This window comes from Pseudomonas sp. UC 17F4, assembly GCF_900101695.1.
Lineage (GTDB): Bacteria > Pseudomonadota > Gammaproteobacteria > Pseudomonadales > Pseudomonadaceae > Aquipseudomonas.
This window is the reverse complement of the sequence record NZ_FNKV01000001.1, coordinates 1440730-1460246: the sequence shown is the minus strand read 5'-3', so window position 1 is coordinate 1460246 and position 19517 is coordinate 1440730. Positions and strand designations below refer to the sequence as shown.

Sequence of the window (19517 nt, the reverse complement as noted above, 5' to 3'; positions counted from 1 at the left end):
ATACAGGCTCTTTGCCTGTATCTTTGTCGCCTTCATTCCGGAGACTTCCATGCGTATTCCCTCCCGTGTCATTGGCGGCGTCGTGATCGCCACCCTGCTGAGCCAACTGACCGCCTGCGGCACCCTGTTCTTCCCCGACCGGCGCGGCCAGATCGAAGGCAAGATCGACCCGGTGGTTGCTGCCCTCGACGCCATCGGCATTCTTTTCTATGTGATCCCGGGCCTGATCGCTTTCGGCATCGACTTCGCCACCGGCGCCATCTACCTGCCCGGCGGCACCACCGCCCAGGTCGCGCCTGAAAAACTCAATGAAGCCATCAGCGCCGACGGCAAGGTCGACAACAGCAAGCTGCAGGCTATTCTCGAAAGCGAACTGGGCCAGCGCCTGCCGCTCAACGACCCGCGCCTGATCCAGCACAAGGGTAGTGTCGAGCAACTGGCCATGTACGGCCTCAAGCCCGCTGCTTGAACTCTGACAGGAAGCCACTTTAGGCATGACTCCCTCGGCTGAACACCAACGCCTGCTGCGCCTGGCCACCCGCGCATCGCTGGCGGTGGCCAGTATCCTGATCCTGACCAAGGCGCTGGCCTGGTGGCTCAGTGGTTCGGTCAGCCTGCTGGCCGGGTTGACCGACTCGGCCCTCGATGGAGTCGCCTCGTTCCTCAACCTGCTGGCGGTGCACTACGCCCTGCGCCCGGCCGATGACGACCACCGTTACGGCCACGGCAAGGCCGAGGCCATGGCCGGCATGGCCCAGGCGCTGTTCATCGGCGTCAGCGCGGTGCTGATCGGCGTGCAGGCGGTTGAGCGGCTGCAGAATCCGCAGCCTCTGGGTGACACCGGCATCGGCATTGCGGTGATGCTGTTGTCGCTGGTGCTGACCATTGCCTTGCTGATGCTGCAGGGCAAGGTGATCCGCATCACCGGCTCGACCGCGGTGCGCGCCGATTCACTGCACTATCGCTCCGACCTGCTGCTCAACGGCAGCATCCTCGTTGCCCTAGTGCTGGCGCGCTTTGGTTGGCCACAGCTGGATGCAATCTTCGGCCTGGGCATTGCCCTGTACATCCTCTGGAGCGCCCTGCAGATTGCCCGCGAGAGCAGCTCGATCCTGATGGATCAGGAGCTGCCCGGCGACATCAGCGATCAGATGCTGGCGCTGGCCTGCAGTGTGCCGGGGGTGCGCGGCGCCCACGACTTGCGTACGCGGGTGTCGGGTAGCCACTGGTTCGTGCAATTGCACCTGGAGTTGCCCGGGGACCTGCCGCTGACCCAGGCCCATGCCTTGTGTGACCAGGCAGCGGCGGCGATCAACAGCAAGTACCCCAAGGCTGAAGTGCTGGTGCATGCAGATCCGGTGATGTGAGGCAGTTGGCAAGGCTGCTCTTTGCCAGCGAGGGGCTGCGCAGCAGCCCTGGGTCAATTGACGCTATAACCTCGCCCGCTCAAACAAGCACCCTGCGCCCGCCGATAGTTATCGGCCACCTGCGCCGACGGCGCGTAGCTGGCCGCAGCCGGGTCAAAACCGGTCTGCTGCACCGCCCAGCGATGGCATTCGTAGCGGTCGCGATCAAGCTGCTGCGGGCTCTGGCCCTGCGCGGGATAAGCAATCACGTCATAACCTGGGCCGCTTCGGGCCGGCGTACTGGCCGCCGGCGGGTTGACCACCACATACTCGCGGCTGTCTTCCAGGTACTGGTAATACGTCCCTGCCGCCAGAAAGAACAGCGCACTGCCTATCCACACTTGCTGGGCATAGTCGGGCAGGTAGTTGACCCGCACGCCATAGGGCGGAGTCACCACTACATAGCGCGGGCCTTGCGGGCGATACCAGTAACCGCCGGAATAGAAGTAGTCATGCCCGCGATAGGGTACTTTCCAGTACTGCTCGGGGAAGTGTTCGATGGTTTGCCCCGGGCGGTATTGCGGCCCCGGCCCCCAGCCATTGCCGTGGCCATTCCCATGCCCGCCGCCACCGGCGTGGTAATAGCGGTTGTCGTTGCGCCGCGGGATATCCTGGTAATAGCCGGTGCGTGGCTCCTGGGTCTGGCGCACTTCATCGGGCCGCGACTGCAGGGGTGAAGCTCCCTGCCCCTCAGCCAGCAGCGGCAGATTGACACTCATGCACAGCACACCCACACCCGCCATACGCCAGACACGCGACTTCATACTTTCCTCTCGGACCGATAACAAGGGGCCTGTGATTACTCTATCAGGCCGTCTGCCAGGGGTTATCGGCCGCCAGATGAAATTTGAGTAATAAAAAAGGGAGACCCTGGGGTCTCCCTTTGAGAATTTTGTCCGTGCTCGGCGCTTGTGACACCGGCTCACCTCACGCCGTCTTGTGGACAATGTGTAGCCCGGGGGCCGAGCACAACCTGGTGGGGTTGCTGGCCGCAGCTGGCCTGATTCGGCCCGCCGCACTGGACTGATGTCCGGGCAGTGATTCTGGTGATAAGAATACGGCGATGGCAGCGGCAGAGGATTGCGAAGATTGCTCATTTAAATATCACTTGCGCAATTTTTGCCTACAGATTGATAATTCGACGCAATCGAAACAGAAAAGGCCAATCCCATGAGCAAGCTCGACCGTTATGACCTGAGCATTCTTGCCGAATTGCAGCGCGACGCGCGTATCTCCAACCAGGAACTGGCCGAACGCATCGGCCTGTCACCTTCGCCCTGCTCGCGTCGGGTCAAGCAACTGGAAGACGACGGTTATATTGCCCGCCAGGTCGCCCTGCTCGACCGCAAGAAGCTCGGCCTGAGCCTGACCGCCTATGTGCTGATCGGCATGGACCGGCACACTCCCGAGCGTTTCGAGACCTTCGAGGCGGCGATCCGCAGCCTGCCGCAGGTGCTCGAGTGCAGCCTGGTGACCGGAATGGATGCCGACTACCAACTGAAAGTCGTGGTGCCCGACATGGACCATTACCAGCAGTTGCTGCTCGGCCACCTGACCCGTATCGAAGGCGTGACCAGCGTGCGCTCCAGCTTTGTTCTCAACCAGGTACTGGCCAGCACCGAACTGCCGCTCACGCACCTGCGTTAGTCAGGTTGGCAACGGCGGCGTATAATCGCGCGCCTCAACCTGCCGGAGAGTATCGATGGATCCTGCGTTGTTCGAAGAATGGATGATGACCATCCTGGTCACCATCCTGATTGGTTTCATGGGTTTTATCGTCTGGGACCTGGCGAAAAAATCCAAGGCCGGCAAGTTCGGCACCTTCATCCTGTTTTTCGTGCTGGGCCTGGGCATCCTCGCCTTCATCATCAAAAGCGTGGTGATCGGCTTCATCGAAGGCGTCTAAAGCCTGGCCGGGACTTCCCGCCACTGGCCCTGATCGAGGCCATCCAGGCTCCAGTCGCCGATCCGCACGCGCACCAGGCGCAGGGTCGGCAAGCCGACGGCAGCGGTCATGCGCCGCACCTGACGGTTGCGCCCTTCCTTGATGACCAGCTCCAGCCAGCTTGTCGGTACGCTTTTGCGAAAGCGTACCGGCGGGTTGCGTGGCCACAGTTCGGGCTCGTCGAGCTGACGGGCCTGGGCCGGCAAGGTCGGGCCGTCGTTGAGCTCGACGCCATCGCGCAAACGCTGCAGTTGCTCCTCGCTCGGCTCCCCTTCTACCTGTACCCAATAGGTTTTCGCCAGCTTGTGCCTGGGGTCGGCGATCCGCGCCTGCAACTGGCCGTCGTTGGTCAACAGCAGCAGGCCCTCGCTGTCACGGTCCAGGCGCCCAGCCGGGTAGATGCCGGGGATGGCGATGAAGTCCTTGAGGGTCGCGCGCCCTTCGCCGTCGCTGAACTGGGTCAGCACGTCAAAGGGCTTGTTGAACAGGATCAACCGCGGCTCGGCCGGCGGCGCCTTGGCGTGGCGACGCGGGCCGGCGGGTTTGGCCGCGGGGCGCCGCGGCTTGGAGCGTGGGGGTAACGACATGGGGCCTCAGCGGAACGGCGGCTCGTCAAAACTGCGCAGTTTACGCGAGTGCAGCGAGTTGAGCTCGGTACGCAGCAGGTCGAGGGCAGCGATGCCGATCTTCAAGTGCTGGCTGACCGCCCGGTTGTAGAAGGCGTTGGCAGCCCCCGGCAGTTTGATCTCGCTGTGCAGCGGCTTGTCGGAAACGCACAGCAAAGTGCCGTACGGTACCCGCAGACGATAGCCCTGGGCGGCGATGGTGCCACTCTCCATGTCTACCGCCACGGCCCGCGACAGGTTGATCAACGGCCGCTCCTGCGCCCAGCGCAACTCCCAGTTACGGTCGTCGTAGGTCAGCACGGTGCCGGTGCGCAGGCGCTTTTTCAGCTCGTCGCCCCGCTCGCCGGTCACTTGCGCCGCCGCTTCCTGCAAGGCCAGTTGCACTTCGGCCAGGGCCGGAATCGGAATGTTCGGCGGCACTACCCGGTCGAGAATCCCGTCGCGGCGCATGTAGGCGTGGGCCAGCACGTAGTCGCCGATGGTCTGCGATTGGCGCAGGCCGCCACAGTGGCCGATCATCAGCCAGCAATGCGGGCGCAGTACCGCCAGGTGGTCGGTGATGTTCTTGGCATTGGACGGGCCGACGCCGATGTTGACCAGGGTGATGCCGTCGCCATCAGCGGCGATCAGGTGGTAGGCCGGCATCTGGTAGCGGTGCCACACCACTCCGGCAACCAGGGCCTGCGCTTCGCCGTTGTCCATGGCCTTTTCGATGATCACGTTGCCCGGCAGGACCATGCGTACGAAACGCGGGTCGTCACGCAACCGCTCAAGGCCGTGGCTGATGAACTGGTCGACATAGCGGTGGTAGTTGGTCAGCAGGATCCACGGCTGCACATGGCGCCAGTCGCTGCCGGTGTAATGCACCAGGCGGCGCAGGGAAAAATCCACCCGCGCGGCGTCGAACAGCGCCAGCGGCAACGGGTCGACGTTGGCCCAGTCGTACAGGCCGTCAGCGATGCCGTCGGTGGCGGCAGAAAGATCGGTGCTGGGGAACACCCGCGCCAGCGCCGCAGCCGTAATGCCCGTACCGGCCAGCTCATCGCCCTGCTCGACCACATAGGGGTAAGGAATGTTCTGCTGGCTGACGCCCACTTCAACCGTGACGGTGAAGTCGCGCATCAGCGGCTTCAATTGCTCCAGCAGGTAACCCCGGAACGCCGCCGGCTGGGTCACGGTCACGCTGTAGGTGCCCGGCAACTGGACCTTGGCATAGGCGCGGGTGATCGCCGGCACTTCGCCATGGTACTGGTAGGTCAGGCGCAGCTCGGGGTAGCGGAACAGTGCGCGCTCCTCGGCATCCGGCTCGGTACGGTCCTTGAGGTAGCGCTTGAGCGCCTGGCTCAGGGCCGCGGTGGCTTGTTCGTGCAGGGCGGCGAGGCGATCGACGGCCTGCTCGGCGGTTTCTACGACAACGAAGGCTTCATCAGTACGGCTCACAATGTACTTCCTGTCTGACATGCATACGCCCATCTTGCCTATATCCGGCGGCAAAGGCACGCACGTTAGAGCGGCCAGTTCGGGGTCGAGCGTTGCACCAGCGCGGCGACGTCGACACCACGGGGCAGTACGCCATACACCCGGCCATTGCCGCCCAGGCGGCTGGCAATAAAGGCATCGCTGACCGCGGCGTTACCGGCTTCGAGCAGCAGCTTGGCCTGCAGGCCGACGGCGATGTCTTCGGTGAGCTGGCGGGCGCGGTACTGGATGTCCGCGGTGTCGGCAAAGGCCGCCTTGAGGTTACCGATATGTGCGGCCAGGCGCGGGTCGCCGTGGCCATCACCGAGCTCGGCGAACAACGTGTCGAGCACACCTGGCTCCTTGGACAGTGCCCGCAACACGTCCAGACACTGGACATTGCCCGAACCTTCCCAGGTCGAGTTGACCGGCGCTTCGCGGTACAGCCGCGGCAGGATGCTGTCTTCGACATAACCGGCGCCGCCCATGCATTCGGCCGCTTCGTTGATCATTGCCGGCGCACGCTTGCAGATCCAGTACTTGCCCACGGCGGTAATCAAGCGGGCAAAACGCGCCTGGTGCGGATCATCCGGCTGGTCGAGGGCACGGCCCATGCGCAGGCTCAGGGCCAGCGCCGCTTCGCTTTCCAGGGCCAGATCGGCCAACACGTTCTGCATCAATGGCTGCTCGGCCAGCAAGCGCCCGCCGACCTGGCGATGGGCACAATGATGGGCAGCCTGGGTCAGGGCCTGACGCATCAGGGCGCTGGAGCCGACCATGCAGTCGAAGCGGGTCATGGCCACCATCTCGATGATGGTCGGCACGCCGCGGCCTTCTTCGCCGATCATCCAGGCCAGGGCACCACGGAACTCGACCTCGCTGGAGGCGTTGGAGCAGTTGCCGAGCTTGTTCTTCAGGCGCTGGATATAGAACTGGTTGCGGCTGTCATCCGGGCGGTGGCGCGGCAGCAGGAAGCAGCTCAAGCCCTTGTCAGTCTGCGCCAGGGTCAGGAAGGCATCACACATCGGCGCCGAACAGAACCATTTATGCCCGACCAGCTCATAGGCCTGGCCCGGGCCGGGTGCTCCCACCGGATAGGCGCGGGTGGTGTTGGCACGCACATCGGTGCCGCCCTGCTTCTCGGTCATGGCCATGCCCAGGGTCACGCCGGCCTTGTGGCGATCGCCGACATTGCGCGGGTCGTATTTGGTGGCCAGCACTTTCGGCAGCCAGTACTCGGCCAGCTCAGGTTGCAGCTTGAGCGCCGGCACCGCGGCAAAGGTCATGGTTAGCGGGCAACCACTGCCGGCTTCGGCCTGGCTGTGCAGGTAGGTCATCGAGGCGCGGGCGACATGCGCGCCTTCACGCGGGTCGGTCCACGGCAAGGACGGCAGGCCATGCTCGATGGCCGTGCGCATCAGTTCATGATAGGCCGGATGGAACTCCACCAGGTCGATGCGATGGCCATAACGGTCATGGCTGCTGAACTGCGGCTTGTTCTGGTTGGCCAGAAAGCCTGCGGCCATCAGCGGCCCGCCGGCCAGGGCACCGTACGCGTCGATGCGCTCCTGCGCCCAACCCGCCCCGTAGCGCCGCGACCATTCCTGCAGTGGCAGGTCGATGCGGTACAGGTTGGCCCCGTCCAGGGACGGTGGCTGGTTGGTGACCTCATGGGTTTCAGCGTACTGGTGCAGGTTCATCGAGGGGCCTCCTGGATCCTGGCGTGACTGAATTTTCAGTGAATCACGCCCTGCCCCCCTGTCAAAGTGACAAAAACGCCTAACTAGCCGTGGTTTAACCCTGGCCGAGGCATGCCCAACTGCGCCTGGGGCGGGCTCAAGGGCACGCTCAGGTTCAGCTCGAAACGGCTGCCCAGGCCCGGGTTGGATTCGTGCTGCAGGCGTGCACCGATCAACTCGACCAGCTGCCGGCAAATCGCCAGGCCAATGCCCAAGCCGCCGTATTCACGGGTCATCGAACCGTCGACCTGGAAGAAGCGCTGGTACAGCGTGGCTTCGTCCAGGCAGTCAAAACCGATGCCGCTGTCGCTGACACTGATGCTCAGGCCCAACAGGTCCGGCCCCAGCCGTGTGCCGCGGGCCTGCAACATGACTCCACCCTGGTGGGTGAATTTGATGCCGTTGTCCATCAGGTAACCCAGGCACATGGCCAGCTTGTGTCGATCGCCGATCAGTACGTCAGGCAGCTCCGCCGGGATATCCAGGCTCAGGTACAAGCCCTTGGCCATGGCCGGCGCGGCGTATTCGGCACGCACTTCCTGCAGCAGCGAGCGCAGGCTGAACGGTGCATTTTGCGCGCTGAGGCGGCCGGCCTGCAGTTCGGTGAGGATGAGGATGTCATCGACCATGCCCATCATGTCCTGGGCCGCGGAGCTTGCGGTGTGCTGGTACTGGGCCAGCTCGCCGTCCAGCGACATGGTCTGCATCAGTTCCAGCGAACCGATCACACCGTTCATCGGCGTGCGCAGTTCGTGGGTGACGGTAGCCAGGAACTGGTCCTTGAGACGGTTGCTGTTGGCCAGCTCGATGTTCAGCTGTTCCAGGGTACGGCCGGTTTCGCGCAGGGTCCGGGCCTGCTCGTCGCGCATGCTGTTGATGCGGTCGGCCAGGGCCAGGGACAACAGGCCGACCTCCAGCGCCGAACCGATCTGGCTGGCATACATGGTCAGGAACACGTTCGGCAGGTAACCCAGCACCATCAGGGTGTTGACCAGGCCGCCGAGCAAGAATGCCGACCAGGCGATGATGAAGTAGCGGGCCACGCGCAAACCACGGCGCCAGGCGAAAATCCCGGCGGCGAAAATGCACACGGTAAACAGCAGGGCCAAGGCGGTGGCCAGGCGCAGGGCAACACCGTAGCTGCTGGTCAGCGACAACAGCATGACCAGCGCGCCGCAGCCCATCAGCACCTTGAGCACTGCATCGAAGACACGGCTGTGATTGCTCAATTGCAGGAAACTGCGGGCAAACTGGCAACCGAACAAACCTGCCGCGCCGATGAACATCGGCGTGGCGGCGTTCGCCCACCAGGGACTGTCCGGCCAGAAATACGCCACGCCAGCGCCGTTGACTGACACCTGGTACAGGCCGAACGAGGCGATGTAGAGGATGTAATACAGGTAACTGGTGTCGCGTACGCTCAGGTAGATGAACAGGTTGTACACCAGCATCCCCAGCAATACGCCGTAGATCAGGCCCAACACGTACAAGCGGGTGGGCTGTGCTTCGAGGTAAGCCTGGGCCGACCACAGGGTCAGCGGCGCTTGCACCGAACCTTCGCTGTGCAGGCGCAAATAAGCGGTGGTGGTCTGGCCGGGGGTGAACGGTAATTCGAACAGGTAGTTGTTCTGTTTGATCTGCCGGCTGGCATAGGGCAAGGCGTCGCCGGTGCGCTGGGCCAGGTGGAAGGTGCCGCTGGCGTCGGCCAGGTAGAGTTCCAGGTGATCGAGCGGCGGGTAGGCCAGTTCCAGCAACCAAGCGCGGGGCGCAGCCGAGGGCAAGGCGGTGTAGCGCAGCTGGACTTTCAGCCAGAACACCGAGGTGGAGTAACCGGCGTTGAGGACCTCGGCCCGGTGCGGGCGAAAATGCTCGGCGAACGAGGGCGCACTGACCTGCGCAATGCTGGCATTGCCATCGCGGTCTTCGAACACTTGCATCACTTGCCCCAGCGGCAAGCTGCGGGTGGAGTCGTCGAAATCGACCGCCGGGGCCAGTAACGGCAACCAGCCCAGCACAACAATCAGCAAATAGCGCATACAGCCCCAGCATGGCCTGTCCCGGTCGCGTCGCGTAGCCTCCTGTCCGTTTGAGGCGATGCAATCCGGCAGTAACCGTTATCGGTTTATTCGAGCACTCTAGCATAGCTTTCCGAGCCTGCCAGATGCCACTGAAAACTTTACGCCGAAGGCTCTAGAACGCCACTTTCAGCGATTTCACAAGTACAGTTCAAACGCCCGTTGAAAAATCCCCGGCGCCGGGGCGGACCCAGCAAAAGCGTTTGGTGATAAGCTCGCGCACCATGAATACCTACAGCTCCCGCCCCGTTGTCCTCTGTCTCTCCGGCCACGACCCCAGTGGCGGTGCCGGCTTGCAGGCAGATATCGAAGCCCTGATTGCGCAAGGCTGTCATGCCGCTCCGGCCGTGACCGCCCTGACCGTTCAGGATACCGTCAATGTCACTGACTTCCGTGTCCTCGACCGCGAGTGGGTACTGGCCCAGGCCAATGCCGTGCTTGCCGATTCGACCGTAGCGGCGGTCAAGCTGGGCATGCTCGGCTCGACCGAAATGGTCGATACCGTGGTCGAACTGCTCAGTGCCCACCCGCACCTGCCGCTGGTCTGCGACCCGGTCCTGCGCGCTGGCGGCGGTGGCCGCCTGGGCAAGGATGAAGTCGGCTACGCCATGCGCGAACGCCTGCTGCCGCTGGCAACCATTGCTACCCCCAACCTTCCCGAAGCGCGCATCCTGGCCGAGCTGCCCGACGGCAGCGCCGATGAATGCGCCGAAAAACTCCTGCCGTTTGTCAGACACCTGCTGATCACCGGCGGTCACGGTGACGAACACGAAATCCACAACCGCCTGTACAGCCGCGACGGCCAGCGTCATACCTGGACCTGCCAGCGCCTGCCCGGCAGCTACCACGGTTCCGGCTGCACCCTGGCCAGCGCCCTGGCCGGCCGCCTGGCCCTTGGCGAGCAACTGCAAAGCGCGGTGCGTTCGGCCCTGGACTACACCTGGCGGACCCTGCGCGACGCCGAGCAACTGGGCAAAGGCCAGTACGTGCCGCGCCGCCTGCCCCTGGATTTCTGTTCCTGATCTTCGCTTGAGGTCTACACCATGAAGTTACGCGGCCTGTATGCCATCACTGACAGCCAGTTGCTGGCCGGCAAGTTCCTGCCCTATGTCGAAGCGGCGCTTGAAGGCGGCGTGACCTTGCTGCAGTACCGTGACAAAAGCCAGGACGAGTCCCGTCGGCTGCGCGAAGCCGAAGCCCTGGCCGAGCTTTGCGCACGCTACAAGACCCAACTGATCATCAACGACGATGCCGAGCTGGCCGCGCGCCTGGGTGTCGGTGTGCACCTGGGCCAGACCGATGGCCCGCTGACGCCAGCGCGCACCCTGCTCGGCCGCGAAGCGATCATCGGCTCGACCTGCCATGCCCAGCTTGAGCTGGCCGAACAGGCCGCCCGCGAAGGCGCCAGCTACGTCGCCTTTGGCCGCTTCTTCAACTCGGTGACCAAGCCGGGCGTGCCCGCCGCCGACATCGCCTTGCTGGAACAAGCGCGCACCCGCATCAAGCTGCCGATCTGCGTGATCGGCGGCATCACCCTCGACAACGCCGCCCCGCTGGTCGCCCACGGCGCCGACCTGCTGGCGGTGATTCACGGCCTGTTCGGCGCCGACAGCACGCAGGAAGTCACCCGCCGTGCACGCGCCTTCAACGCCCTGTTCGCTTCTGCCTGATTGAGAGAGCCCATCATGTCTCGTTCCGAAACCCTGTTTGCCAACGCCCAGAAACACATCCCCGGTGGCGTCAACTCGCCGGTGCGGGCGTTCAAGAGCGTTGGCGGCACGCCACTGTTCTTCAAGCATGCCGCTGGCGCCTATGTCACCGATGAAGATGACAAACGCTACGTCGACTACGTTGGTTCCTGGGGCCCGATGATCCTTGGCCACAGCCACCCGGACGTGCTCGACTCGGTGCGCAAGCAGCTGGAACACGGCTTGTCTTACGGCGCGCCAACCGCCATGGAAACCGAAATGGCTGACCTGGTCTGCTCGATCGTGCCCTCGATGGAAATGGTCCGCATGGTCAGCTCCGGCACCGAAGCGACCATGAGCGCCATCCGTCTGGCCCGTGGCTACACCGGCCGCGACAGCATCATCAAGTTCGAAGGCTGCTACCACGGCCACTCCGACAGCCTGCTGGTCAAAGCCGGCTCCGGCCTGTTGACCCAGGGCGTGCCAAGCTCGGCCGGCGTGCCGGCAGCCTTCGCCAAACACACCCTGACCTTGCCGTTCAACGACATCGACGCGGTCGAGAAGATGCTCGCCGAAGTCGGCCAGGAGGTCGCCTGCATCATCGTCGAGCCGGTAGCCGGCAACATGAACTGCGTGCCACCGGCGCCGGGCTTCCTCGAAGGCCTGCGTACGCTGTGTGACAAGCATGGCGTGGTGTTGATTTTCGACGAAGTGATGACCGGTTTTCGCGTCGCCCTGGGTGGCGCCCAGGCGCACTATGGTGTTACTCCGGACCTGTCGACCTTCGGCAAGATCGTCGGCGGCGGCATGCCGGTCGGTTGCTTCGGCGGCAAGCGCAAGATCATGGAACAGATCGCGCCGCTGGGCCCGGTCTACCAGGCCGGCACCCTGTCGGGCAACCCGCTGGCCATGGCCGCCGGCCTGACCACCCTCAAGCTGATCAGTCGCCCGGGCTTTCATGACGAGCTGAGCGCCTTCACCAGCCGCCTGCTCGATGGCCTGCAACAGCGCGCCGATGCTGCTGGCATCCCGTTCGTCACCACCCAGGCCGGTGGCATGTTCGGCCTGTACTTCAGTGGCGCCGACGATATCGTTACTTTCGATGACGTCATGGCCAGCGATGCCGAGCGCTTCAAGCGCTTCTTCCACCTGATGCTCGAAGGTGGCGTGTACCTGGCGCCAAGCGCCTTCGAAGCCGGCTTTACCTCGATCGCCCACGGTGACACCGAGCTGCAGATCACCCTGGATGCGGCTGAGAAGGCGTTTGCCAAGCTGTAATTCAGTGGACCATCGCGGGGCAATCGTGCGCCTGCAGGCGCACGATTGCCCCGCGATGGGGCCTTGCAAAGCAGAAAATCGAGTAAAGACTTTGTAAGGTAGGCGCTGCTTATCCCATAATGTGCCACCAGACACTTTGGCCGCAGCTTTGCAGAGGTATGTCGATCCCCATGAACCGCACCGGCCGCGCCCTCGCCCTGGGCTGCCTGTTGCTTCTTCAGCCCCTGCTGGCCACGGCAGGCGGTAACTCGTTGCTGATTCCGGCAACGGGCCGCTGCACCCTCGATTCCCAGCCCGAAGACCTGCCGCAAGCCCTCGCCGCCTGCCAGGACGCGGCAAAGTCCGGGGATGCCCAGGCCCAGTACGAGTTGGGTGAGTTCTACTACGAGGGCACCAACACCCCGCGCGACCTCAACCAGGCCCTGAGCTACTTCGAGCAAGCCTCGCTGCAAGGCCACGCCGAGGCGCAATACCGCCTGGGCAGCATGTTCTACAAGGGTGAAGGTGTGGCGGCCAACAATGTGCAGGCCTACATCGTGCTGAAGATGGCGGCGGTCAACGGCGCCGAAGATGCCCTGGACATGGCCGACGAGGTGTCTGCGAAGATGCCCCGCGATGAACTGGAAGTCGCCACCCAGGTGCTGGGGCAGATTTTCCGCAAGTACCTGCTGGAGCTGCAGACCGCCGAAGGCCGCACGCCCTTCTCGCCGCTGCCCTGATCCCCGCTTACTTTTCCGGCATTGGCATCGGGAATGGCATTACATTGCCAGTACCGCGTGCTTCGCTGATCTTCGGCGTGCCCAGACGCTCCACCTCGTCGATACGCACGATCGAATGCATCGGCACAAAGCTGCGCACCACGCCTTCGAACTGGGCCTTGAGCTTTTCTTCGCTCGGGTCGACCACCACCTGGGTGCGCTCGCCAAAGACAAACTCCTCGACCTCAAGGAAGCCCCACAGATCGCTTTGGTAGATCTGTTTGGCGTACATCTCGTACACCTGGCCCTGGTTGAGAAAGATCACTTTGTAGATCGGAGCTTCGCGTTTGGTCATTTTGGGCGGGGACAATCAAGGGTGGTAAAGAAGTCGCAAACTATAACATAGGCACCGGGCCGACAACGCTAGGATCCACGGCGCCGGCCCCTTATAATGTGCGGTTCTTCGAATTACCAGATGATCTCCCATGGCCAAGAAGCTTTACATCGAAACCCACGGTTGCCAGATGAACGAGTACGACAGCTCGCGCATGGTCGATCTGCTGGGTGAACATCAAGCCCTTGAAGTCACGGCCCGCGCCGAAGACGCCGACGTCATCCTGCTCAACACCTGCTCGATCCGCGAGCGTGCCCAGGACCGGGTGTACTCCCAGCTGGGCCGCTGGCGTGAACTCAAGGACCTCAAACCGGACATGGTCATCGCCGTCGGCGGCTGCGTGGCCAGCCAGGAAGGCGAGTCGATCCGCAAGCGCGCGCCCTATGTCGACGTGGTCTTCGGCCCGCAGACCCTGCACCGCCTGCCGGAGATGATCGACGCCGCACGCACCACGCGCCTGCCGCAGGTCGATGTGTCGTTCCCGGAGATCGAAAAATTCGACCACCTGCCCGAGCCACGCATCGACGGCCCCACCGCCTATGTCTCAGTGATGGAAGGCTGCAGCAAGTACTGCACCTTCTGCGTGGTGCCCTACACCCGCGGCGAGGAAGTCAGCCGGCCGTTCGACGACGTGCTGGCCGAGGTCATCCACCTGGCCGAGAACGGCGTGCGTGAAGTCACCCTGTTGGGGCAGAACGTCAACGGCTACCGCGGCCAGACCCACGACGGCCGCCTTGCCGACCTTGCCGAGCTGATCCGCGTGGTCGCCGCCGTCGATGGCATCGAGCGCATCCGCTACACCACCTCGCACCCGCTGGAATTTTCCGACAGCCTGATCCAGGCCCACGCCGAGGTGCCGGAGCTGGTCAAGCACCTGCACCTGCCGGTGCAATCGGGCTCCGACCGGGTGCTGGCGGCGATGAAGCGCAACCACACCGTCCTCGAGTACAAGTCCAAGCTGCGCAAGCTCAAGGCGGCGGTACCGGGCATCTGCATCAGCTCGGACTTCATTGTCGGCTTCCCCGGCGAAACCGAGAAAGACTTCGAGCAGACCATGAAGCTGGTGGCCGACGTCGGTTTCGATTTTTCCTACTCGTTCGTCTACAGCCAGCGCCCGGGCACCCCGGCCTCGGACTTGCCGGACGAAACCCCGGAAGAACTGAAAAAAGAGCGCCTCAAGGCCCTGCAGCACCGCCTCGACACCCAGGGCTTCGAGATCAGCCGACAAATGGTCGGTACGGTCCAGCGCATTCTGGTCACCGACTACTCGCGCCGCGATCCTGGCCAGTTGCAGGGGCGTACCGAGAATAATCGTATCGTCAACTTTCGCTGCGACAATCCCAAGCTGATCGGCCAGTTCGTCGATATCCATATCGACGACGCGCGCCCACACTCGCTGTTCGGCTCGCTGGCCCACTGAGCTGTCCTGCCGGGCCTGGTTACAGGCCCGGCGACCCTTGATCGTTTCAGCGCTTTCGCCCTGCAGCGGCTAGGGTTATCCTTGAGACCATATCCTTTGCCGTTGGGCGGCTGAAAAACGACCTTGAACGCACCTATCGAACCACATCGTTTCATCCTCGAGCCTTTCGAGGCCCATCGCTTCGCCAACCTGTGCGGGCAGTTCGACGAGCATTTGCGCCTGATCGAACAGCGCCTGGCCATCGAAATCCGCAACCGCGGCAATCAGTTCGAACTGATCGGCGAACCCAAGCACACCTCCTCTGCCGAGCAACTGCTGCGCCGCCTCTATCGCGAGGCCAAGGCCACCGAGCTGTCGCCGGAAATGGTCCACCTGTACCTGCAGGAATCGGCCGTCGAAGAGCTGGAGAACCCGGCCGTCAACGAAGTCAGTGTTTCCTTGCGCACGCGCAAGGGCATGATTCGTCCGCGCGGGCTGAACCAGCAGCGCTACGTGAAGGAAATCCTCGGCAACGACATCAACTTCGGCATCGGCCCGGCCGGTACCGGCAAGACCTACCTGGCCGTGGCCTGCGCGGTTGATGCCCTGGAGCGTGAACAGGTGCGACGCATCCTGCTGGTGCGTCCGGCGGTCGAAGCGGGTGAAAAACTCGGCTTCCTGCCCGGCGACCTGGCACAGAAGATCGACCCGTACCTGCGCCCGCTGTATGACGCGCTGTACGAGATGCTCGGCTTTGAACACGTGGCCAAGCTGATCGAACGCCAGGTGATCGAGATCGCGCCGCTGGCCTACATGCGCGGGCGCACCCTGAACAACAGCTTCATCATCCTCGACGAAAGCCAGAACACCACGGTCGAGCAGATGAAGATGTTCCTCACCCGCATTGGTTTCGGTTCCACCGCGGTGATCACCGGTGACATCACCCAGGTCGACCTGCCGCGTGGCACCAAGTCGGGCCTGGCCCACGTCATCGAGGTGCTCAAGGGCGTGCCAGGCATCAGCTTTACGCACTTCCAGCCCAAGGACGTGGTCCGCCACCCGTTGGTGCAGCGCATTGTCGAGGCCTACGAGCGCTTCGACAGCCAGCAGCAGAACCCGACCGAAGGCAAACACCGCGATGCTTGAGCTCGATCTGCAGCTGGCAAGCGATGCGAACCACCCGACCGAAGATCAATTCCGCCAATGGTGCGAGCTGGCCCTGCGCCAGCGCACGGCCGGCTCGGAAATGACCATCCGCCTGGTCGATGAAGCCGAAGGCCGCGAACTGAATCACACCTGGCGGGGCAAGGACTACGCCACCAACGTGCTGTCGTTCCCGGCCGATGTGCCTGACGAGTTGCTCGACATTCCGCTGCTCGGCGACCTGGTGATCTGCATCGCCGTGGTCGAACGCGAGGCTGTCGAACAGGGCAAGGCGCTCGAGGCCCACTGGGCGCACCTGGTCATCCATGGCTGCCTGCACCTGCTGGGCTACGACCACATCGACGACGATGAGGCCGAGGAAATGGAAGCACTGGAACGAACGTTGCTTGCTGAACTGGGTCATCCGGACCCGTACGCCGACGACGAACACGACGACAATTCAACACTGATATCTGCAAAGGATCACGAGTAACCGCCATGAGCGAAGATCGATCGAGCAACGGGCAAAAGTCCTGGCTGGGCAAACTGACCCAGGCTTTTGCCCACGAGCCGAAAAACCGTCAGGAGCTGCTTGAGCTGCTGCGCGAAGCCCATCAGAACAAGCTGCTCGACAGCGAGGCGCTGACCATTGTCGAGGGCGCCATCCAGGTCGCCGACCTGCAGGTACGCGACATCATGGTGCCGCGCTCGCAGATGATGAGCATCAAGGCGACCCAGTCGCCGCGTGAGTTCCTGCCGGCGGTGATCGACGCCGCCCACTCGCGCTACCCGGTGGTCGGCGAAAGCCACGATGACGTGCTCGGCGTGCTGCTGGCCAAAGACCTGCTGCCGTTGATCCTCAAGGAGAACGGCGACAGCTTCAACATCAAGGACCTGCTGCGCCCGGCCACCTTCGTGCCCGAGTCCAAGCGCCTGAACGTGCTGCTGCGCGAGTTTCGCGCCAACCACAACCACATGGCCATCGTCATCGACGAGTACGGCGGCGTGGCGGGCCTGGTGACCATCGAAGACGTCCTCGAGCAAATCGTCGGCGACATCGAAGACGAGCATGACGTCGAGGAAGACAGCTACATCAAGCCGCTGCCCAGCGGCGACTTCCTGATCAAGGCGCTGACGCCGATCGAGAACTTCAACGAGTTCTTCGACAGCCAGTTCTCCGACGACGAGTTCGACACCGTCGGCGGCCTGGTGATGAGCGCCTTCGGCCACCTGCCCAAGCGTAACGAGACCACCGAGATCGGCCCGTACCGTTTCCGTATTCTCAACGCCGACAGCCGCCGGATTCACCTGCTGCGTCTGACCCCTATCACCCGTTAAGGACAACCATGCGCTGGATCACCCGCCCCGGCTGGCCCGGTAACCTGCTGGCCGTGGCGGCCGGTGCAATCACCACCCTGGCCCTGGCGCCGTTCGACATCTGGCCGCTGGCATTGCTTGCGGCCGGCCTGTTCTACCTCGGCCTGCGCGAGCTCAGCCCGCGCCAGGCCCTGGGCCGCGGCTGGTGCTTCGGCTTTGGCCTGTACGCCGCCGGCACCAGCTGGATCTACGTCAGCATCAATACCTACGGCGGCGCCACGCCGCTGCTGGCCACCGGGCTGTTGCTGGCGTTCTTTGCCGCCATTGCCTGGTTCTTCGCCCTGCCCGCCTGGCTCTGGGCGCGCTGGCTACGGCGCAACGAGGCGCCGTTGGCCGATGCTCTGTGCTTCGCCGCCTTATGGGTCGGCCAGGAGGCGTTCCGCGGCTGGTTCCTTACCGGTTTCCCCTGGCTGTACTCCGGTTACAGCCAGCTCGACGGCCCGCTGTCGGGCCTGGCGCCGCTGGGCGGCATGTGGCTGATCTCGTTCTGCCTGGCGCTGTGCGCGGCGCTGCTGTGCAACCTGCCACGCCTGCGCGCGCGCACGTCGTTTCTGGCAGTGGCCGTGGTCTTGCTGCTGGCGCCCTGGGCCATCGGCCTGGCGCTGAAAAACCATGCCTGGACCAGCCCGGCGGGCAAGCCGCTGACCGTTGCTGCGCTGCAAGGCAACGTCGAGCAGGAAATGAAGTGGAACCCCGAACACGTCAACGCTCAACTGGCCCTGTACCGCGACATGAGCTTCAGTTCCAAGCCGGTCGACCTGCTGGTGTGGCCGGAAACCGCGGTGCCGATCCTCAAGGACCAGGCCCAGGGCTACCTGGACATGATGGGCAACTTCGCCGCCGAGCGTAATACCGCCTTGATCACCGGGGTTCCGGTACGTGAAGTGGTGCACGAGCAACGCCGCTATTACAACGGCATCACTGTCACCGGCGAAGGCGATGGCACCTACCTCAAGCAGAAACTGGTGCCATTTGGCGAGTACGTGCCGCTGCAGGACATGCTCCGTGGCCTGATCGCCTTCTTTGACCTGCCAATGTCGGACTTCGCCCGTGGCCCGGCCGATCAGCCACTGTTGCAGGCCAAGGGCTATCAAATCGCGCCGTACATCTGCTACGAAGTGGTTTATCCGGAGTTTGCCGCAAGCCTGGCGGCCCGCAGCGATATCCTCCTGACCATCAGCAACGACACCTGGTTCGGCACCTCGATCGGCCCCCTGCAGCATCTGCAGATGGCGCAGATGCGTGCCCTGGAAGCCGGCCGCTGGATGATCCGCGCCACCAACAACGGTGTCACCGGCCTGATCGACCCGTTCGGGCGCATCACCGCACAGATCCCGCAGTTCGAGCGCGGCATCCTCTATGGCGAAGTGGTGCCGATGCAGCAACTCACCCCTTACCTGCAGTGGCGCTCCTGGCCACTGGTGATTCTCTGCGCGTTGCTGCTGGGCTGGGCCCTGCTGGCCAGCCGGATCGCCAAGACCGTCTAGTAGACCAGCTTGTAGCCGAGCAGGCCGACTGCCTCATTGAGCAGTTGGCCGCTCTGCCACAACGACTTGCCTTCCGGCAGCCAGCCACCGAAGGGTCGGGCATGGTCACGACCCAGAAAGCCCACCGGTGCCGGCACCACGACAAACCCCGCCTGCTCGAAGCTCCAGCGTGAACGCTGCATGTGCCAGGCCTGGGTCACCACCACTACGCGCTTGATCCCCAGAGGCTGCAACAACTCGGCACTCATCTGCGCGTTTTCCCAGGTGGTACGGCTGCGTTCTTCCTTCCAGCGTACGCTCACGCCCAGATCGCGTTGCAACGAGTCGGCCATCAGCTGTGCTTCGCTGGGCGGCGTACCGTAATGCAGACCGCCGCTGGTCAATACTGGCAACCCCGAGGCCTTGGCCAGCTGCGCGGCGTAACGCATGCGCTCCATGGCCACGCCCGTGGGCTGGTCCTGCGAGTCCCAGGCAGGGTCGCCGCGCTCGCGCCCGGCCCCGAGGATGACGATGGCATCGGCCTGTTGCGCAAGCCCCACCCACTGGCTGCGGGCCAGTGCCGGCTCGCTTTCCAGTTGCCGGGCAGCCTGCTCCACCACGATCGGCAGGCTCATCAGCCACAAGCCGCCCAGGCCCAGGACAAAGCACAGGGTCGACAGCCGCGGCCAGGAATTGCGTAGCCACCAGGCAGCAATCAGCAAAAGAAACAGGATGCCAGGCGGCATGATCATTTGTTTGATGAGATAGCGAATGGGCACAGGACACCTCCTTGGAGGTGCGCAGCCTAAGAGGAACGGCACCTGG

The 19517-nt window shown here is 63.6% G+C and carries 20 protein-coding genes; 13 read left to right on the top strand and 7 right to left on the bottom strand.

Features of this window, described 5'->3' with window-relative positions:
- The first annotated feature begins 49 nt into the window (after nt 1–49).
- Nucleotides 50–469 carry a polyribonucleotide nucleotidyltransferase gene (locus BLR26_RS06770; RefSeq protein ID WP_093379221.1) on the top strand — a complete coding sequence of 140 codons (420 nt, stop codon included), beginning with the start codon at nt 50–52 and terminating at the stop codon, nt 467–469.
- 25 nt (nt 470–494) lie between these two features.
- The gene (locus BLR26_RS06765) at nt 495–1367 is read left to right on the top strand and encodes a cation diffusion facilitator family transporter (RefSeq protein ID WP_093379218.1); all 873 of its coding nucleotides are present in this window, start codon (nt 495–497) and stop codon (nt 1365–1367) included.
- A gap of 53 nt (nt 1368–1420) precedes the next feature.
- On the opposite strand, the gene BLR26_RS06760 is transcribed toward BLR26_RS06765, so the two are convergent.
- Nucleotides 1421–2170 (bottom strand): DUF6515 family protein, encoded by a 750-nt coding sequence (locus BLR26_RS06760; protein ID WP_093379215.1) that lies wholly within the window; start codon nt 2168–2170, stop codon nt 1421–1423.
- 406 nt (nt 2171–2576) lie between these two features.
- Between BLR26_RS06760 and BLR26_RS06755 the strand changes: the two genes are divergently transcribed.
- Complete coding sequence (locus BLR26_RS06755; RefSeq protein WP_010222927.1) at nt 2577–3053, top strand: Lrp/AsnC family transcriptional regulator; 477 nt, start codon at nt 2577–2579, stop codon at nt 3051–3053.
- A gap of 55 nt (nt 3054–3108) precedes the next feature.
- Entirely contained in the window at nt 3109–3312 is a 204-nt protein-coding gene (locus BLR26_RS06750) for a DUF2788 domain-containing protein (protein ID WP_010222926.1), read from the top strand.
- On the opposite strand, the gene BLR26_RS06745 is transcribed toward BLR26_RS06750, so the two are convergent.
- The 4 genes from BLR26_RS06745 to BLR26_RS06730 all read right to left on the bottom strand — a co-directional run bounded on the left by BLR26_RS06745 (nt 3309) and on the right by BLR26_RS06730 (nt 9210).
- Nucleotides 3309–3938 (bottom strand): pseudouridine synthase, encoded by a 630-nt coding sequence (locus BLR26_RS06745; protein ID WP_045199823.1) that lies wholly within the window; start codon nt 3936–3938, stop codon nt 3309–3311. The genes BLR26_RS06750 and BLR26_RS06745 overlap by 4 nt on opposite strands.
- Before the next feature lie 6 nt (nt 3939–3944).
- Nucleotides 3945–5450, bottom strand: coding sequence for an AMP nucleosidase (gene amn / locus BLR26_RS06740; protein WP_371128634.1), 1506 nt, complete (start codon nt 5448–5450; stop codon nt 3945–3947).
- Between the two features lie 32 nt (nt 5451–5482).
- Entirely contained in the window at nt 5483–7135 is a 1653-nt protein-coding gene (locus BLR26_RS06735; RefSeq protein ID WP_093379208.1) for an acyl-CoA dehydrogenase family protein, read from the bottom strand.
- 83 nt (nt 7136–7218) lie between these two features.
- Complete coding sequence (locus BLR26_RS06730) at nt 7219–9210, bottom strand: sensor histidine kinase (RefSeq protein ID WP_045199830.1); 1992 nt, start codon at nt 9208–9210, stop codon at nt 7219–7221.
- Nucleotides 9211–9473: 263 nt separating this feature from the next.
- On the opposite strand from BLR26_RS06730, the gene BLR26_RS06725 reads away from it, so the two are divergent.
- From BLR26_RS06725 to BLR26_RS06710, 4 genes are all read left to right on the top strand, one after another.
- Nucleotides 9474–10271, top strand: coding sequence for a hydroxymethylpyrimidine/phosphomethylpyrimidine kinase (locus BLR26_RS06725; RefSeq protein WP_045199832.1), 798 nt, complete (start codon nt 9474–9476; stop codon nt 10269–10271).
- Nucleotides 10272–10292: 21 nt separating this feature from the next.
- Complete coding sequence (thiE, locus tag BLR26_RS06720) at nt 10293–10919, top strand: thiamine phosphate synthase (protein WP_093379204.1); 627 nt, start codon at nt 10293–10295, stop codon at nt 10917–10919.
- Nucleotides 10920–10934: 15 nt separating this feature from the next.
- Nucleotides 10935–12215 carry a glutamate-1-semialdehyde 2,1-aminomutase gene (hemL, locus tag BLR26_RS06715; protein ID WP_045199836.1) on the top strand — a complete coding sequence of 427 codons (1281 nt, stop codon included), beginning with the start codon at nt 10935–10937 and terminating at the stop codon, nt 12213–12215.
- A gap of 170 nt (nt 12216–12385) precedes the next feature.
- Nucleotides 12386–12934: a tetratricopeptide repeat protein gene (locus BLR26_RS06710; RefSeq protein ID WP_045199838.1), complete on the top strand. Its 549-nt coding sequence runs from the start codon at nt 12386–12388 to the stop codon at nt 12932–12934.
- Nucleotides 12935–12941: 7 nt separating this feature from the next.
- On the opposite strand, the gene BLR26_RS06705 is transcribed toward BLR26_RS06710, so the two are convergent.
- Nucleotides 12942–13268, bottom strand: a complete 327-nt coding sequence (locus BLR26_RS06705) for a DUF1820 family protein (protein ID WP_010222917.1) — start codon at nt 13266–13268, stop codon at nt 12942–12944.
- A 130-nt stretch (nt 13269–13398) separates the two neighbouring features.
- On the opposite strand from BLR26_RS06705, the gene miaB reads away from it, so the two are divergent.
- The 5 genes from miaB to lnt all read left to right on the top strand — a co-directional run bounded on the left by miaB (nt 13399) and on the right by lnt (nt 18713).
- Nucleotides 13399–14727 (top strand): tRNA (N6-isopentenyl adenosine(37)-C2)-methylthiotransferase MiaB, encoded by a 1329-nt coding sequence (gene miaB, locus BLR26_RS06700; protein ID WP_045199840.1) that lies wholly within the window; start codon nt 13399–13401, stop codon nt 14725–14727.
- Between the two features lie 123 nt (nt 14728–14850).
- The gene (locus BLR26_RS06695; RefSeq protein ID WP_045199842.1) at nt 14851–15852 is read left to right on the top strand and encodes a PhoH family protein; all 1002 of its coding nucleotides are present in this window, start codon (nt 14851–14853) and stop codon (nt 15850–15852) included.
- Nucleotides 15845–16342 carry an rRNA maturation RNase YbeY gene (gene ybeY / locus BLR26_RS06690; RefSeq protein WP_093379201.1) on the top strand — a complete coding sequence of 166 codons (498 nt, stop codon included), beginning with the start codon at nt 15845–15847 and terminating at the stop codon, nt 16340–16342. Before BLR26_RS06695 ends, ybeY begins: the two co-directional genes overlap by 8 nt.
- Nucleotides 16343–16347: 5 nt before the next feature.
- Nucleotides 16348–17187, top strand: a complete 840-nt coding sequence (locus tag BLR26_RS06685; RefSeq protein WP_010222913.1) for an HlyC/CorC family transporter — start codon at nt 16348–16350, stop codon at nt 17185–17187.
- 8 nt (nt 17188–17195) lie between these two features.
- Complete coding sequence (gene lnt, locus BLR26_RS06680; protein ID WP_045199845.1) at nt 17196–18713, top strand: apolipoprotein N-acyltransferase; 1518 nt, start codon at nt 17196–17198, stop codon at nt 18711–18713.
- Here the strand turns inward: lnt and BLR26_RS06675 are convergent.
- Complete coding sequence (locus BLR26_RS06675) at nt 18710–19471, bottom strand: YdcF family protein (RefSeq protein ID WP_093379198.1); 762 nt, start codon at nt 19469–19471, stop codon at nt 18710–18712. The genes lnt and BLR26_RS06675 overlap by 4 nt on opposite strands.
- Nucleotides 19472–19517 lie beyond the last annotated feature (46 nt).